Annotated in this window: 13 protein-coding genes and 1 pseudogene; 10 read left to right on the plus strand and 4 right to left on the minus strand. The window is 37.6% G+C overall.

Annotated features, from left to right (window positions below):
* Positions 1-46: 46 nt before the first annotated feature.
* The 5 genes and pseudogenes from ACEWFJ_RS08770 (at position 47) to ACEWFJ_RS08790 (ending at position 4,487) form a co-directional block, all read left to right on the plus strand.
* Entirely contained in the window at positions 47-1,177 is a 1,131-nt protein-coding gene (locus ACEWFJ_RS08770) for an N-acetyldiaminopimelate deacetylase (RefSeq protein ID WP_429708975.1), read from the plus strand.
* Positions 1,178-1,392: 215 nt separating this feature from the next.
* On the plus strand, positions 1,393-1,941 hold the full coding sequence (locus ACEWFJ_RS08775) for a peroxiredoxin (protein ID WP_098305695.1): 549 nt from the start codon (positions 1,393-1,395) through the stop codon (positions 1,939-1,941).
* 74 nt (positions 1,942-2,015) lie between these two features.
* The gene (locus ACEWFJ_RS08780; protein ID WP_098305693.1) at positions 2,016-2,474 is read left to right on the plus strand and encodes a TlpA disulfide reductase family protein; all 459 of its coding nucleotides are present in this window, start codon (positions 2,016-2,018) and stop codon (positions 2,472-2,474) included.
* A 100-nt stretch (positions 2,475-2,574) separates the two neighbouring features.
* Positions 2,575-3,440 (plus strand): annotated as a pseudogene (locus ACEWFJ_RS08785) (cytochrome C oxidase assembly protein).
* A gap of 378 nt (positions 3,441-3,818) precedes the next feature.
* Positions 3,819-4,487, plus strand: a complete 669-nt coding sequence (locus ACEWFJ_RS08790) for a potassium channel family protein (RefSeq protein ID WP_098305689.1) — start codon at positions 3,819-3,821, stop codon at positions 4,485-4,487.
* A gap of 41 nt (positions 4,488-4,528) precedes the next feature.
* Here ACEWFJ_RS08790 and rnjA read toward each other — a convergent pair whose 3' ends face one another.
* Positions 4,529-6,196, minus strand: coding sequence for a ribonuclease J1 (gene rnjA, locus ACEWFJ_RS08795; RefSeq protein WP_473691624.1), 1,668 nt, complete (start codon positions 6,194-6,196; stop codon positions 4,529-4,531).
* A gap of 3 nt (positions 6,197-6,199) precedes the next feature.
* The gene (locus tag ACEWFJ_RS08800) at positions 6,200-6,412 is read right to left on the minus strand and encodes a DNA-dependent RNA polymerase subunit epsilon (protein ID WP_098305685.1); all 213 of its coding nucleotides are present in this window, start codon (positions 6,410-6,412) and stop codon (positions 6,200-6,202) included.
* A 503-nt stretch (positions 6,413-6,915) separates the two neighbouring features.
* On the opposite strand from ACEWFJ_RS08800, the gene ACEWFJ_RS08805 reads away from it, so the two are divergent.
* Complete coding sequence (locus ACEWFJ_RS08805) at positions 6,916-7,689, plus strand: Cof-type HAD-IIB family hydrolase (RefSeq protein ID WP_429720031.1); 774 nt, start codon at positions 6,916-6,918, stop codon at positions 7,687-7,689.
* Between the two features lie 125 nt (positions 7,690-7,814).
* Here ACEWFJ_RS08805 and def read toward each other — a convergent pair whose 3' ends face one another.
* A complete protein-coding gene (def, locus tag ACEWFJ_RS08810; RefSeq protein ID WP_098305681.1) occupies positions 7,815-8,369 on the minus strand; it encodes a peptide deformylase in 555 nt (184 codons plus the stop codon).
* A 105-nt stretch (positions 8,370-8,474) separates the two neighbouring features.
* Positions 8,475-8,627: a YjcZ family sporulation protein gene (locus ACEWFJ_RS08815; protein ID WP_473691627.1), complete on the minus strand. Its 153-nt coding sequence runs from the start codon at positions 8,625-8,627 to the stop codon at positions 8,475-8,477.
* A gap of 533 nt (positions 8,628-9,160) precedes the next feature.
* Here ACEWFJ_RS08815 and pdhA point away from each other — a divergent pair.
* The 4 genes from pdhA (at position 9,161) to lpdA (ending at position 14,049) form a co-directional block, all read left to right on the plus strand.
* Positions 9,161-10,276, plus strand: a complete 1,116-nt coding sequence (gene pdhA / locus ACEWFJ_RS08820; RefSeq protein ID WP_473691629.1) for a pyruvate dehydrogenase E1 component subunit alpha — start codon at positions 9,161-9,163, stop codon at positions 10,274-10,276.
* A 3-nt stretch (positions 10,277-10,279) separates the two neighbouring features.
* Complete coding sequence (gene pdhB, locus ACEWFJ_RS08825; RefSeq protein WP_253630273.1) at positions 10,280-11,257, plus strand: pyruvate dehydrogenase complex E1 component subunit beta; 978 nt, start codon at positions 10,280-10,282, stop codon at positions 11,255-11,257.
* Between the two features lie 92 nt (positions 11,258-11,349).
* Positions 11,350-12,630, plus strand: a complete 1,281-nt coding sequence (locus ACEWFJ_RS08830) for a dihydrolipoamide acetyltransferase family protein (protein WP_473691631.1) — start codon at positions 11,350-11,352, stop codon at positions 12,628-12,630.
* 6 nt (positions 12,631-12,636) lie between these two features.
* Positions 12,637-14,049: a dihydrolipoyl dehydrogenase gene (lpdA, locus tag ACEWFJ_RS08835; protein WP_473691633.1), complete on the plus strand. Its 1,413-nt coding sequence runs from the start codon at positions 12,637-12,639 to the stop codon at positions 14,047-14,049.
* Positions 14,050-14,106 lie beyond the last annotated feature (57 nt).

Genomic DNA, 14,106 nt, shown 5'->3' on the forward strand with positions numbered 1-14,106 from the left:
TAAGGGCTTGCAAGCTCTTACGCTTTTTATCAATGGTGGTGAAAAAATGATGATAAATAAATTTATACAGATGCGCAGAGATTTGCATCAAATTCCAGAGCTTGGTTTTCAAGAATGGAAAACACAGCAATATATTTTAAATTATATAAGCACTCTTCCGAGTGAATATATAGAAGTAAAAACGTGGAAAACAGGTGTCATTGTAAAAGTGAATGGCCGTAATCCAAAGAAAACAATTGGTTACCGCGCTGATATTGACGGGCTTCCAATTATGGAAGAGACAGGATATGAATTTGCTTCATTACATGAAGGTATGATGCACGCATGCGGCCACGATATTCATACAACAATCGGTCTTGGATTATTAACAGCTTTTGTAACAGAGCGAATTGACGATCATCTTGTTTTTATTTTCCAACCAGCTGAGGAAGGACCGGGAGGTGCCCTTCCGTTATTACAAAGTGAAGAATTTCAAGCATGGAAACCGGATATGATTCTTGGGCTTCATATTGCACCTGAATATCCAGTCGGGTCAATTGCAACAAAAGAGGGATTGCTTTTTGCAAATACATCGGAGTTATACATTGATTTGAAAGGGAAAGGTGGGCATGCAGCATATCCACATACAGCTAACGATATGATTGTTGCAGCAAGCCACCTTGTCACACAGCTGCAATCTGTTATTAGTCGAAATGTGAATCCGTTAGATAGCGCAGTTATTACAATTGGAAAAATTACTGGTGGAACAGTACAAAATATTATTGCAGAAAAAGCTCGTTTAGAAGGGACGATTCGTACATTATCTGTTGAATCTATGAAACGAGTAAAGGGACGCATTGAAGCGATTGTTGCAGGGATTGAAGCGTCTTTTCAATGTACAGCTCATATTGATTATGGAGCGATGTATCACCAAGTATATAATCATGAAACGTTAACACAGGAATTTATGAAATTTACGGCCGAACATACAGATATGAATGTTATCACCTGCACAGAAGCAATGACAGGAGAAGATTTTGGGTACATGCTTCGCGATATTCCAGGTTTTATGTTTTGGCTCGGTGTAGAATCTGAATATGGTCTACATCATGCAAAATTACAGCCGAATGAATCGGCAATTGAAAAAGCGATTACTTTTTTAACAACATACGTAAAATGGAAAGGGAACAGAGCTTGAGGCTTGTTCCCTTTTTACATAAGAAAAATTTTATGGTCTATCGTGCATTTTTTTTGTAATTCTAGCACAATACTTTATAATGGTAGGTAGGGGAAAAAGTTATTAGTTAGTTATTTTGTAATAATTATTAAATAATATTGACTAAAAACTATTTCTTCTTATATAATACAAGAGTAGATAACATATAATTAAAAATTTAACGGAGGTTGATACATATGGCAGAACGTATGGTAGCAAAACAGGCTCCACGCTTTGAGATGGACGCTGTTATGCCAAACAAAGAATTTGGTAAAGTAAGTCTTGAAGAGGTTATGAAACAAGATAAATGGACAGTGCTTTTCTTCTATCCAATGGACTTCACTTTCGTATGTCCAACAGAAATCATCGCACTTTCTGAGCGCTATGATGAGTTTGAAGACTTAGATGCAGAAGTAATTGGTGTATCAACTGACACAATTCATACTCATTTAGCATGGATTAACACTGATCGTACGAAAAACGGTTTAGGTGAATTGAAATACCCATTAGCTGCTGATACAAATCATGTAGTATCTCGTGACTATGGTGTATTACTTGAAGAAGAAGGTATCGCACTTCGCGGTCTATTCATCATTAGCCCAGAAGGCGAATTAATGTATCAAGTTGTACATCATAATAACATTGGACGTGAAGTTGACGAAGTAATCCGCGTTCTTCAAGCTCTTCAAACTGGTGGACTTTGCCCAGCAAACTGGAAACCAGGTCAAGCAACTTTAAACGTTTAATTTTTTGACTGAGTGAAAAAAGGTCTAACAAATCGTTGTTAGGCCTTTCTCTACATATATAAGGAGGAAATGTTATGAAGTTACGTGAACCAATGCCTTCCTTAGAAGGAGCAACAGCTGTACTAAATGGAGAAGTAGTAAGGGAAGCGCTAATTGGCGATAAACCAACATTGATTCATTTCTGGTCTGTTAGTTGTCATTTATGCAAAGAAGCGATGCCGAGCATTAACGAATTCCGCGATGACTATAAAAATAAATTAAATGTAATTGCTGTGCATATGCCGCGTTCAGAAGAAGATTTAGATCTTGAAAAAGTGAAAGAAGTGGCAGAGGAGCACGGTATTGTACAGCCGATTTTAGTAGACAATAAGCATACGATTACAGATTCCTTTGAAAATCAATATGTGCCAGCATATTATGTGTTTGATAAAAATGGTGTGCTGCGTCATTTCCAAGCTGGTGGTAGTGGAATGCAAATGCTAACAAAACGAGTAAATCGTGTTCTTGATGAAGCTGAAAAAGCAGCTGAATAATGGAAAACCTCCCTCGTGATAGGGAGGTTTTTAGTTTACATTTCACATAAGAAATGTGTAAAATCAATGTGTTACTTAGAGAAAAAAGGTAGGGGATAGCGTGCAAATCGGAAGTACTATACTATGTTTCTTTTTATATACATATGTAATCGTAGCTGCAATATATTTTGGTGTTAGTTTCTATACATATTGTTTAGCAAAAAAGAAAGCTATGCGAACACATATGAGTGGGTGAGAGTGTATGTATCACCTGTTGCAGAAATTATGAATGCGTTTGTACTATTCTTGTTTGTTGGGTTAATTGCTTTTTCTACGAGCTTAGTTGGAAATAAAACGACTTTATTTATCCTTGGTGCCATTATTTTTATGTTATTAGGAATTCGAATTTGTAATATGGTATTTTGGAATAACGGTCTAGTTGAGGGATATACTAGCATCGGCATTCCGGGTTTGATAGCTGCAATTGTTACAAATATAGAAAATGAGTATAATCAGCTTCATTTTTGGTTAATTATTGTTCTAACAATTGTATCGCTTTTATATATAAGTGCGACTTTTTTAACGTATTGCGCATATAAACGAGAAGACAGGCAAGCGGTATTACTTTTTCGAAAGTGGGCTTTATTTTGGAGTGTTCCGACGATGTGTGTCATAGGGGCAATTGCTATTATTGTGAACGGATATGAACTAGTAGGATGGCAAAAGATGATTGAAATATGGTGGGTATTTATTGTTTCTTTTGTTGGTTTTTTAGGAGCTACTCATTATTTATTTCATCAGCAGCACTATCAATTTGCATTGTTATTTGCTTTTATACAGTTACTATTTGCTTTTTTTGGACAAGAAACTTTAGTGTTTGTATTTCAGACGTTCAGTTCATTTGGAAATATATTTATCTTCGGTATGTTAATATGTATGCTTGCGTTCTATTTACAACAATTTTTCTATATTCAAAAACAGAAATAAGAGTGGGGAGGAATTTATTGTAATATTTATCCCGCATTAACGTGCAGTAGGCCCTCCACCTCAAGATTCAGAGAGAGGCGAGAAAGATAGGTGAGGATAACTGCTGGCATGTGCCCGATTGGTTCAACTAATCATCAGTGAGGAGTGAAAAAAACTGACTGATGGAAGTTTCAATTTACAAAATATGCTACAATGATAGTTGATCCTAATCAAAAGGCAGTAAAGCCTTTACATCCAGTTTTTGAAGAGGCAAAGAATTGATAAGAGAATAACTGCTCATAAGAGCTTGATTCGTTCAACTAACCATCACTGGAGGGATGAAAAAACCACTGATGGAAGTTTCACTTTATAAGATTCAATATTATTGGAGGAATTTGTGTGAGTACGAAGGAAAAAGAGTTTGCTGTTATTGGTCTCGGCCGATTTGGCGGCAGCATTTGCCGGGAATTAGCGCAGCTAGGAATGGAAGTTATGGCAATTGATATGGATGAAGATCGTGTAAATGAATTTGCAAATATTGCATCCCATGCTGTAATTGCCGATTCTACAGATGAAATGGTATTAAAAAGTCTAGGAATCCGTAATTTTGATCATGTTGTGGTAGCGATTGGGGATAATCTTAATGCAAGTATTTTAACGACTCTTATTTTAAAAGAATTAGGCGTGAAAAATATTACTGTGAAAGCGCAAAACGATTACCATGAAAAAGTTTTAACTAAAATCGGCGCTGACCATATTGTTCATCCTGAGCGTGATATGGGGAAACGAATTGCGAATAATATTGCTTCAAGTAGTGTCTTAGACTATTTAGAACTCTCAGATGAACATAGCATCGTTGAGATTATTGCGAATGAAAAGATTGACGGCCATTCGTTAATTGAATTAGATATTCGTGCGAAGTTTGGATTAAACATTGTGGCAATTAAACGTGGAAAGGAAGTTCTCGTTTCACCACGTGCGACAGAAAATATTCAAATTGGAGATATTTTGATAGTCATTGGTCATGATAATGATGTGGATCGATTCGAAATATTTTTAGCGAAATAATAAAAAGGACAATGCCAATATAGCTGCATTGTCCTTTTTATTTAAATTTCCATAATGATTGGTAAAATCATTGGACGGCGTTTCGTTTTTTCGTATAAGAATGGAGCCAATGTATCTGTAATTTCATTCTTAATCTCAGACCATTGTGTCGTTTTGCGTTCCATTACTTTTTCTAAATGATTTGTAATTAATGTCTGTGCATCGTTGATTAAATCGCTGCTTTCGCGCATATAAACGAACCCACGAGAAATGATATCTGGCCCGGCTGCCACTTTGAATTCCTTCATATCGATGCTAACAACAACGATAACAAGTCCTTCTTCCGAAAGAATACGGCGGTCGCGAAGTACAATATTACCGATATCACCAATGCCGTTTCCATCAATATAAACAGAACCAGAAGGAATCTTTCCTGCGATTGTTGCCTCATCTTCACGAAGCGCAAGTATATCGCCGTTATCAATTATGAAGCAATTTTCTTCTGGAATGCCACAATCATTTGCTAATTTTGCATGCATACGTTGCATACGGTATTCACCGTGAATTGGCATGAAATATTTTGGTTTAATGAGACGCAGCATTAGCTTCTGTTCTTCTTGTCCACCGTGTCCGCTTGTATGAATGTCAGTTAATGGTCCGTGAATTACATCAGCACCTGCTCGATATAACATGTTAATTGTACGGCTTACACTTACTGTGTTCCCAGGTATTGGAGAAGACGAGAATACAACAGTATCACCAGGAATAATTTGAATTTGACGGTGTGTACCGTTAGCGATGCGAGATAATGCAGCCATTGGTTCACCTTGACTTCCAGTACATAAAATCACAACTCGATTTGCTGGTATGCGATTTAGTTGTGATGGTTCAATAATTGTATCTTTTGGACAGCGAATATAGCCAAGATTTTGTCCGATTTCCATTGCTGCTTCCATGCTTCGACCAAAAACAGCAATCTTTCGATTGTTTGCTACTGCAGCTTCTACAACTTGTTGCAGTCGATGAATATTAGAAGCAAATGTTGCGAATATAATGCGTCCTTCTACTTTACGGAAAATATCCTGGATGCTGTCACCTACGCGTCGTTCAGACATCGTAAAGTGAGGGACTTCGCTATTCGTGCTATCAGATAGTAAGCAAAGGACACCTTCTTTTCCGATTTCAGCCATCTTTGTTAAATCTGCCGGCTCACCAACCGGTGTGAAATCAAATTTGAAATCTCCTGTATGAACAACCTGTCCTTGTGGTGTTTTTACAACAATACCGTATGAATCAGGAATACTGTGCGTTGTGCGGAAGAAGGAAACGGATGTTTTTTTGAATTTAATCACATCGTCTTCTTTAATTTCATACAATTGTGCTTTTCGCAGTAATCCGTGCTCTTCTAATTTGTTTTTAATTAGTCCGAGCGCTAGTTTCCCACCGTAAATTGGAATATTTACTTGGCGCAATAAATAAGGGATTCCACCGATATGATCTTCGTGACCATGCGTAATAAAGAGTCCTTTAATTTTTTCTTCGTTACGTACGAGATACGTGTAGTCAGGGATGACATAATCAATCCCAAGAAGTTCGTCTTCTGGGAATTTAATCCCAGCGTCAATAATAATAATTTCATCTTGAAATTGAACAGCATATGTATTTTTGCCGATTTCACCGAGTCCGCCAAGCGCGAAAACAGCAGTTTGATCATTTTTTAAGAATTTCATAAATTAAACGTTCTCCGCTAATTTGAAATTTGCATATTGCTTTTCATATTCAAGATGAGCACCAGTAACAGACTGGATAAACTCAATATTATACGCGAACTTGTGTAATTTTGTGCGAACTTCTCTTTCAGACTCAGCTTCTAGATATAGCACCTTAGTATTTTCACGTACAGGTACTTCTAGCATTTTTTCTTGATAAAACACTTTAAAAATCATTAAAACAATCTCTCCTTGTCTATGTTTTAGGCTATCTTTTACCTATTATAAAGCAAACGGTTATGATTTTCATGTTTTTTCGAATAAGAATGAAGAAAAAAACCCGAAAGGGGCACGATTTAAGCAATTGTTTTTTTACGAAGCAAATCGTTCCAATATACTTTTAACTTTTTCTTCAATTTCTTTAGCACGATTGTCCCTTCCTTTCCTAGCTCAAAACATGCAAATAATCTTATTGGGATGTGCAATAAGAATTAAGTTTCAAAAAATGAACTACTTATAAGAAAATATTTCGTTCAACTTATAGTATGAGATAGAATAGAAAAGAAAATTCATGTGTTGAACCGTAGTACTGTTTTTATTTCTGTATATGCCTGGTTAGGTAGGAAGGTTAGATGAGAAGCGCTTTATTCATCAATATGTTATACTTTTTTAGTATTTAAACAGATATTCAGATCATAAAGCGATACGTTTGAATCGATGAAGTAGAAAGGGTTATGGAAATGAACGATAAAATTGTCTTTTTTGATATTGACGGAACATTGTTAGATCATAACAAGGAAATACCACAATCTACAAAAGAAGCTGTACGTCGCCTTCAAGAAAATGGGGTACATGTAGCAATTGCAACAGGACGTGCACCATTTATGTTTGAAGATATTCGTCAAGAGCTAAATATTCATAATTACGTAAGTTTCAATGGGCAGTATGTTGTATTTGAAGATGAAGTTATATATAAAAATCCTTTACATCCAGATGCATTACATGCCTTCACAAAGTTTTCAGAAGAGGCAGGCTATCCTCTTGTTTATTTGGATCATAAAGATATGAAAGCAACGGTGGCATCACATCATTATGTAACAGAAAGCTTTGCTAGTCTTCGTATGAGCCATCCTGTATTTGAACCTAGTTTTTATGAAAAGCGTGACATTTATCAAACGCTTTTATTTTGCAGGACAGGAGAAGAAGAAAAGTTTATCAGCGACTATCCGCAATTTCATTTTATTCGCTGGCATGCGTATTCCATGGATATTATTCCAATGGGAGGATCGAAAGCGAAGGGAATTGAAAAATTTATTGAAAAGCTTGGATTCACTCGAGAACAAGTTTATGCATTTGGGGACGGGTTAAATGATTTAGAAATGATTGAAACCGTAGGAACAGGAATTGCTATGGGAAATGGACATGAAGATTTGAAGAAACTTGCGAATTATGTAACGAAAGATGTTGCAGAAGATGGTATTCTGCATGGATTGCAGTGGGCAGGATTATTATAAAGGACTGGTATGAAAACTATTCCATTTAAAAATTAGTCTGTTTTCATTAACTTCAGTGAAAACAGACTAATTTTTTATCCCGCTATTAGCGGGCAGTAAAGGTCCTCACTGATAGAAGTTTCATTTTATCTTTCTAAAGGTGTTGCATTTTCTGGAATGATAAATGGATTGTCTTTATTAATATGGTCATAAAACATAACGCCGTTTAAGTGATCAATTTCATGCTGAAAAACAATTGCTGGTAAACCTTTTAAACGTAGTTTCACGTCTTCACCGTCTATTGTTGTTCCTTTTACAGTAATGCGAGTATAACGAGGCACATAACCAGGAATTTCGCGATCCACTGACAGACAACCTTCACCACCTGGTAAGTATGTACGTTCTACAGAATGACTGATAATTTTCGGGTTAAACAAAGCGTAGCTATATAATGTCCCATCTCTATCTGTTACATGAACAGCAATCATTCTTTTAGAAACACCGATTTGAGGCGCTGCTAAACCAATTCCAGGACGTAAATTATATTTTTCAACCATTTCGGGGTTTTGACTGTTAATAACAAATTCAATCATCTTTCGTAATATATGTGCATCTTCTTTGCTTGCTGGCAAAGCTATCTCTTCAGCAACTGTTCGTAGAATAGGATCTCCTTCACGAATCACATCATTCATTGTAAGCATATGCAATCTCTCCTTTCATCTTTAGTCTACCAAAGGTTATGAAAAAAGTCATGATAAAGAACAAGGCCAAATCGCCTTGTTCTTTTATGGTTGTTTCATTTTACATTAACGGATGCAAGCAGCACCGACGATAATTAAAAGAATAAACAATACAACGATTAAAGCAAATCCGCTTCCAAATCCGCCGCAACCACCATATCCCCCATATCCATACGTAGGACATGCTGTTGGGTAATAACATTGAGTGTATCCGTACATGGTGTGACCTCCTTTATACATGGTGTGACCTCCTTTACCATTTCCGCGAATGCTGCGGTTAGTATAATGTATGGAAGAAAGAAGAAAAATGTTATAGTCATTTGCCTAAAAGGAGGTAGATGCTGCATATTTTTACTAGCATAGGACAAAAAATAAGAGTGAAGTAAATCGTTTACATATTATTCTATGATCAAAATATGTGTGAAAAGGGAATAATATAACAGGAGGTTTTTGTTCACTAATACAGATAGTATTTTGGAAACTTGTATTTGTTAAGAAAATCTCGTTAATTTTCGAAAAAAATTTCGAAATCAAAGTGATTGACATGGTGATTAGAATAGTTGTAAACTAAAAAACGTGATCAAGATTGTATTAATTTGTTTAAATGAAAACATTAGTACAGATTGTTAGGTGCACAAATTATTCAATAACTGATGAATGGTGCGTCAGTTTTCGCGCTTATGCTTTCATTTTAGCGAAGTGCTAGTGAAAGCGTTTAAGAATATGGTTCAAGAGAGGAAGAGGTGAACGGAATGGGTACTAAAACAAAAAAGGCCCTATTTAATGTTGATGAGCAAATGAAAGCTATCGCAGCTCAATTTGAAACATTACAAATTTTAAATGAAAAAGGCGAAGTTGTGAATGAAGCAGCTATGCCAGAATTAACTGATGATCAATTAAAAGAATTAATGCGTCGTATGGTGTATACTCGCGTATTAGATCAACGTTCTATTTCTTTAAACCGTCAAGGTCGCTTAGGTTTCTATGCGCCAACAGCTGGACAAGAAGCTTCTCAATTAGCAAGTCATTTTGCTCTTGAAAAAGAAGATTTCATCTTACCAGGGTATCGTGATGTTCCACAATTAGTATGGCACGGTTTACCATTATATCAAGCATTCTTATTCTCTCGCGGACATTTCATGGGTAACCAAATGCCTGCAGATGTAAATGCACTTGCTCCACAAATTATTATCGGTGCGCAAATCATCCAAACTGCTGGTGTTGCGTTAGGTATGAAATTACGTGGTAAAAAATCTGTTGCAATTACTTACACTGGTGACGGCGGAGCGTCTCAAGGTGACTTCTACGAAGGTATGAACTTTGCGGGTGCATTTAAAGCTCCAGCAATCTTCGTTGTTCAAAACAACCGTTATGCAATCTCTACTCCAGTAGAAAAACAATCTGCAGCAAAAACTGTAGCACAAAAAGCAGTTGCAGCAGGTATTTACGGAATTCAAGTAGACGGTATGGACCCATTAGCTGTATACGCAGCAACTGCTTTTGCTCGTGAGCGCGCAGTAAATGGTGAAGGCCCTACTTTAATCGAGACTTTAACATTCCGTTACGGTCCACATACAATGGCTGGCGATGACCCAACTCGTTACCGTACAAAAGATATCGAAAACGAATGGGAACAAAAAGATCCAATCGTACGCTTCCGTGCATTCTTAGAAAACAAAGGCCTATGGTCTCAAGAAGTAGAAGAAAAAGTAATCGAAGAAGCTAAAGAAGATATTAAAGAAGCGATTGCTAAGGCTGACCAAGCTCCAAAACAAAAAGTAACTGATTTAATGGAAATCATGTACGAAACAATGCCTTACAACTTAGCTGAACAGTATGAAATTTACAAAGAAAAGGAGTCGAAGTAAGCCATGGCTCAAATGACAATGATTCAAGCAATCACTGATGCTTTACGCGTTGAAATGAAAAATGACCCTAACGTACTTGTGTTTGGTGAAGACGTTGGTGTAAACGGCGGTGTATTCCGTGCTACTGAAGGCTTGCAAGCTGAATTCGGTGAAGACCGTGTAATGGATACTCCACTTGCAGAGTCTGGTATCGGCGGACTTGCAGTTGGTTTAGCACTTGAAGGCTTCCGTCCAGTTCCTGAAATTCAATTCTTCGGTTTCGTTTTCGAAGTAATGGATTCTATTTCTGGTCAAATGGCTCGTATGCGTTACCGTTCTGGTGGACGTTGGACTGCTCCAATTACAGTTCGTTCTCCATTCGGTGGCGGTGTTCATACGCCAGAATTACACGCTGATAGCTTAGAGGGATTAGTGGCACAACAACCAGGTTTAAAAGTTGTAATTCCATCTACTCCATACGATGCGAAAGGTCTTCTAATCTCTGCAATTCGTGATAACGATCCAGTTATTTACTTAGAGCACATGAAATTATATCGTTCTTTCCGTCAAGAAGTACCAGAAGGTGAATACACAATTGACCTTGGTAAAGCTGATGTAAAACGCGAAGGTACAGATGTATCTGTTATCGCATATGGTGCGATGGTACACGCTGCATTAAAAGCTGCTGAAGAACTTGAAAAAGAAGGTATCTCTTTAGAGGTTGTTGATTTACGTACAGTTCAACCATTAGATATCGAAACAATCATTGCTTCTGTTGAAAAAACAGGTCGCGTAGTTGTTGTTCAAGAAGCTCAAAAACAAGCTGGTATTGCAGCAAACGTTGTAGCGGAAATTAACGACCGTGCAATCTTAAACTTAGAAGCTCCAGTTGTACGTGTTGCAGCTGCTGATACAGTATTCCCATTCTCTCAAGCTGAGAGCGTATGGTTACCAAACCATAAAGATATTGTTGAAGCTGTTAACAAAGTAATGAACTTCTAATTTTAGCTTTTCATGTGCAACAGAAATCAGCACATGCTGATTTCTGTTGCACTTATTCCATAATAATGATATGAATCAGGGGGCTGAATTCCGTGGCATTTGAATTTAAACTACCAGATATCGGTGAAGGTATCCACGAAGGTGAAATTGTAAAATGGTTTATTAAACCAGGCGATGAAGTAAACGAAGACGATGTACTTCTTGAAGTACAAAATGATAAAGCTGTTGTAGAAATCCCTTCTCCAGTTAAAGGTAAAGTACTTGACATTCTTGTAGAAGAAGGTACAGTAGCAGTAGTAGGAGATGTTCTTGTTAAATTTGACGCTCCTGGTTATGAAAACCTTAAATTTAAAGGTGACGATCATGACGAAGCTCCAAAAGCTGAAGAAGTAAAAGAAGAAGCTCCAGCAGCGGCAGCTACTCCAGCAACTGCAGAAGTAGTGAACGATCGCGTAATTGCTATGCCATCTGTTCGTAAATATGCACGCGAAAAAGGTGTAGATATTCGTCTAGTAGCTGGTACTGGTAAAAACGGTCGTGTTGTAACAGCTGACATCGATGCATTTGCAAACGGTGGACAAGTAGTAGCAGCAACTGAAGCTCCAGTAGCGGCAGAAGCTCCAGCAGCGAAAGAAGAAGCTCCAAAAGCACAACCAATTCCAGCTGGTGAATACCCAGAAACTCGTGAGAAAATGAGCGGTATCCGTAAAGCAATTGCAAAAGCAATGGTAAACTCTAAACATACAGCTCCTCACGTAACATTAATGGACGAAGTAGATGTAACTGAACTTGTTGCTCATCGCAAGAAATTCAAAGCTGTTGCAGCTGAAAAAGGTATTAAATTAACTTACCTTCCATACGTTGTAAAAGCATTAACATCTGCATTACGTGAATACCCAATGATGAACACTTCTTTAGATGATGCATCTTCAGAAATCGTTCATAAACATTACTTCAACATCGGTATCGCAGCTGATACAGACAAAGGTCTATTAGTACCAGTTGTTAAAGATACAGATCGCAAATCTATCTTCACAATCTCTAACGAGATCAATGAACTTGCTGGTAAAGCCCGTGATGGTCGCTTAGCTCCAGCTGAAATGAAAGGTGCTTCTTGCACAATTACAAACATTGGTTCTGCAGGTGGACAATGGTTCACTCCAGTTATCAATCACCCAGAAGTAGCAATCCTTGGTATCGGCCGTATCGCTGAGAAACCAGTTGTGAAAAACGGTGAAATCGTTGCAGCTCCAGTATTAGCATTATCTTTAAGCTTTGACCATCGCTTAATCGACGGTGCAACTGCTCAGAAAGCACTAAACCAAATTAAACGTCTATTAAACGACCCACAATTATTAGTAATGGAGGCGTAATAAACAATGGTAGTAGGAGATTTCCCAATTGAATTAGATACAGTCGTTGTTGGTGCAGGTCCTGGTGGATATGTTGCAGCAATTCGTGCAGCACAATTAGGACAAAAAGTAGCTATTATTGAAAAAGCTAACCTTGGTGGTGTATGCTTAAACGTTGGATGTATTCCTTCTAAAGCATTAATCAATGCAGGTCATCGTTATGAGAATGCAAAACATTCTGATGATATGGGTATTACTGCAGAAAACGTAACAGTTGACTTCACAAAAGTTCAAGAATGGAAAAACGGCGTAGTTAAGAAATTAACTGGCGGTGTAGAAGGCCTTCTAAAAGGTAACAAAGTTGAAATCATTCGCGGTGAAGCTTACTTCGTAGATGCAAACACATTACGCGTAATGACTGAAGATGCAGCTCAAACGTATACGTTTAAAAATGCTGTTCTTGCAACTGGTTCTACACCAATCGAAATTCCTGGATTCAAATATTCTAAACGTGTTATCAACTCTACAGGTGCATTAAGCTTACCTGAAATTCCTAAGAAACTTGTTGTAATCGGCGGCGGTTACATCGGTATGGAATTAGGAACTGCATATGCTAACTTCGGTACAGAAGTTACTGTAGTAGAAGCTGGCGATGAAATCTTAGCTGGTTTCGAAAAAGCAATGAGCACAGTTGTTAAACGTGCCCTTCAGAAAAAAGGTAACGTAACAATCCATACAAAAGCTATGGCTAAAGGCGTTGAAGAAACTGAAAACGGCGTAAAAGTTAGCTTCGAAGTTAAAGGCGAAGTACAAACTGTAGAAGCAGATTACGTATTAGTAACTGTAGGTCGTCGTCCAAACACTCAAGAAATCGGTCTTGAGCAAGTTGGAATTAAAATGACTGACCGCGGTCTAATTGAAATCGATGAGCAATGCCGTACAAACGTACCAAACATCTATGCAATCGGTGATATCGTTCCTGGACCACCATTAGCTCACAAAGCTTCTTACGAAGGTAAAGTAGCTGTAGAAGCAATTAGCGGTCACGCAGCGGCAATCGATTACATCGGAATTCCAGCAGTATGCTTCACTGATCCAGAATTAGCATCTGTTGGTTACACTAAGAAACAAGCTGAAGAAGCTGGAATGACAGTAGTAGTGTCTAAATTCCCATTTGCTGCAAACGGACGTGCATTATCATTAAACAGCACAGACGGTTTCGTACAGCTTGTAACTCGTAAAGAAGATGGTCTTCTTGTAGGTGCACAAGTTGCAGGTGCAGGCGCTTCTGATATTATCTCTGAGATTGGTTTAGCTATCGAAGCTGGAATGACAGCTGAAGATATCGCTCAAACAATCCACGCTCACCCAACATTAGGTGAAATTACAATGGAAGCAGCTGAAGTTGCTCTTGGAATGCCAATTCACATTGTGAAATAATGTAAAATAAATAAAACAACCGCCTCCTAGTATCTAGGAGGCGGTTGTTTTATTTAG

It is taken from the genome of Bacillus sp. EA-CB0995, from assembly GCF_055814245.1.

What these genes read in the sequence shown, in the direction of transcription:
- def (WP_098305681.1), bottom strand. Translation starts at nt 8,369, where the DNA reads ATGCTTACAATGAATGATGTGATTCGTGAAGGAGATCCTATTCTACGA.
- rnjA (WP_473691624.1), bottom strand. Translation starts at nt 6,196, where the DNA reads ATGAAATTCTTAAAAAATGATCAAACTGCTGTTTTCGCGCTTGGCGGA.
- ACEWFJ_RS08800 (WP_098305685.1), bottom strand. Translation starts at nt 6,412, where the DNA reads ATGATTTTTAAAGTGTTTTATCAAGAAAAAATGCTAGAAGTACCTGTA.
- pdhB (WP_253630273.1), top strand. Translation starts at nt 10,280, where the DNA reads ATGGCTCAAATGACAATGATTCAAGCAATCACTGATGCTTTACGCGTT.
- ACEWFJ_RS08775 (WP_098305695.1), top strand. Translation starts at nt 1,393, where the DNA reads ATGGCAGAACGTATGGTAGCAAAACAGGCTCCACGCTTTGAGATGGAC.
- ACEWFJ_RS08780 (WP_098305693.1), top strand. Translation starts at nt 2,016, where the DNA reads ATGAAGTTACGTGAACCAATGCCTTCCTTAGAAGGAGCAACAGCTGTA.
- ACEWFJ_RS08805 (WP_429720031.1), top strand. Translation starts at nt 6,916, where the DNA reads ATGAACGATAAAATTGTCTTTTTTGATATTGACGGAACATTGTTAGAT.
- ACEWFJ_RS08815 (WP_473691627.1), bottom strand. Translation starts at nt 8,627, where the DNA reads ATGTACGGATACACTCAATGTTATTACCCAACAGCATGTCCTACGTAT.
- lpdA (WP_473691633.1), top strand. Translation starts at nt 12,637, where the DNA reads ATGGTAGTAGGAGATTTCCCAATTGAATTAGATACAGTCGTTGTTGGT.
- ACEWFJ_RS08770 (WP_429708975.1), top strand. Translation starts at nt 47, where the DNA reads ATGATGATAAATAAATTTATACAGATGCGCAGAGATTTGCATCAAATT.
- pdhA (WP_473691629.1), top strand. Translation starts at nt 9,161, where the DNA reads ATGGGTACTAAAACAAAAAAGGCCCTATTTAATGTTGATGAGCAAATG.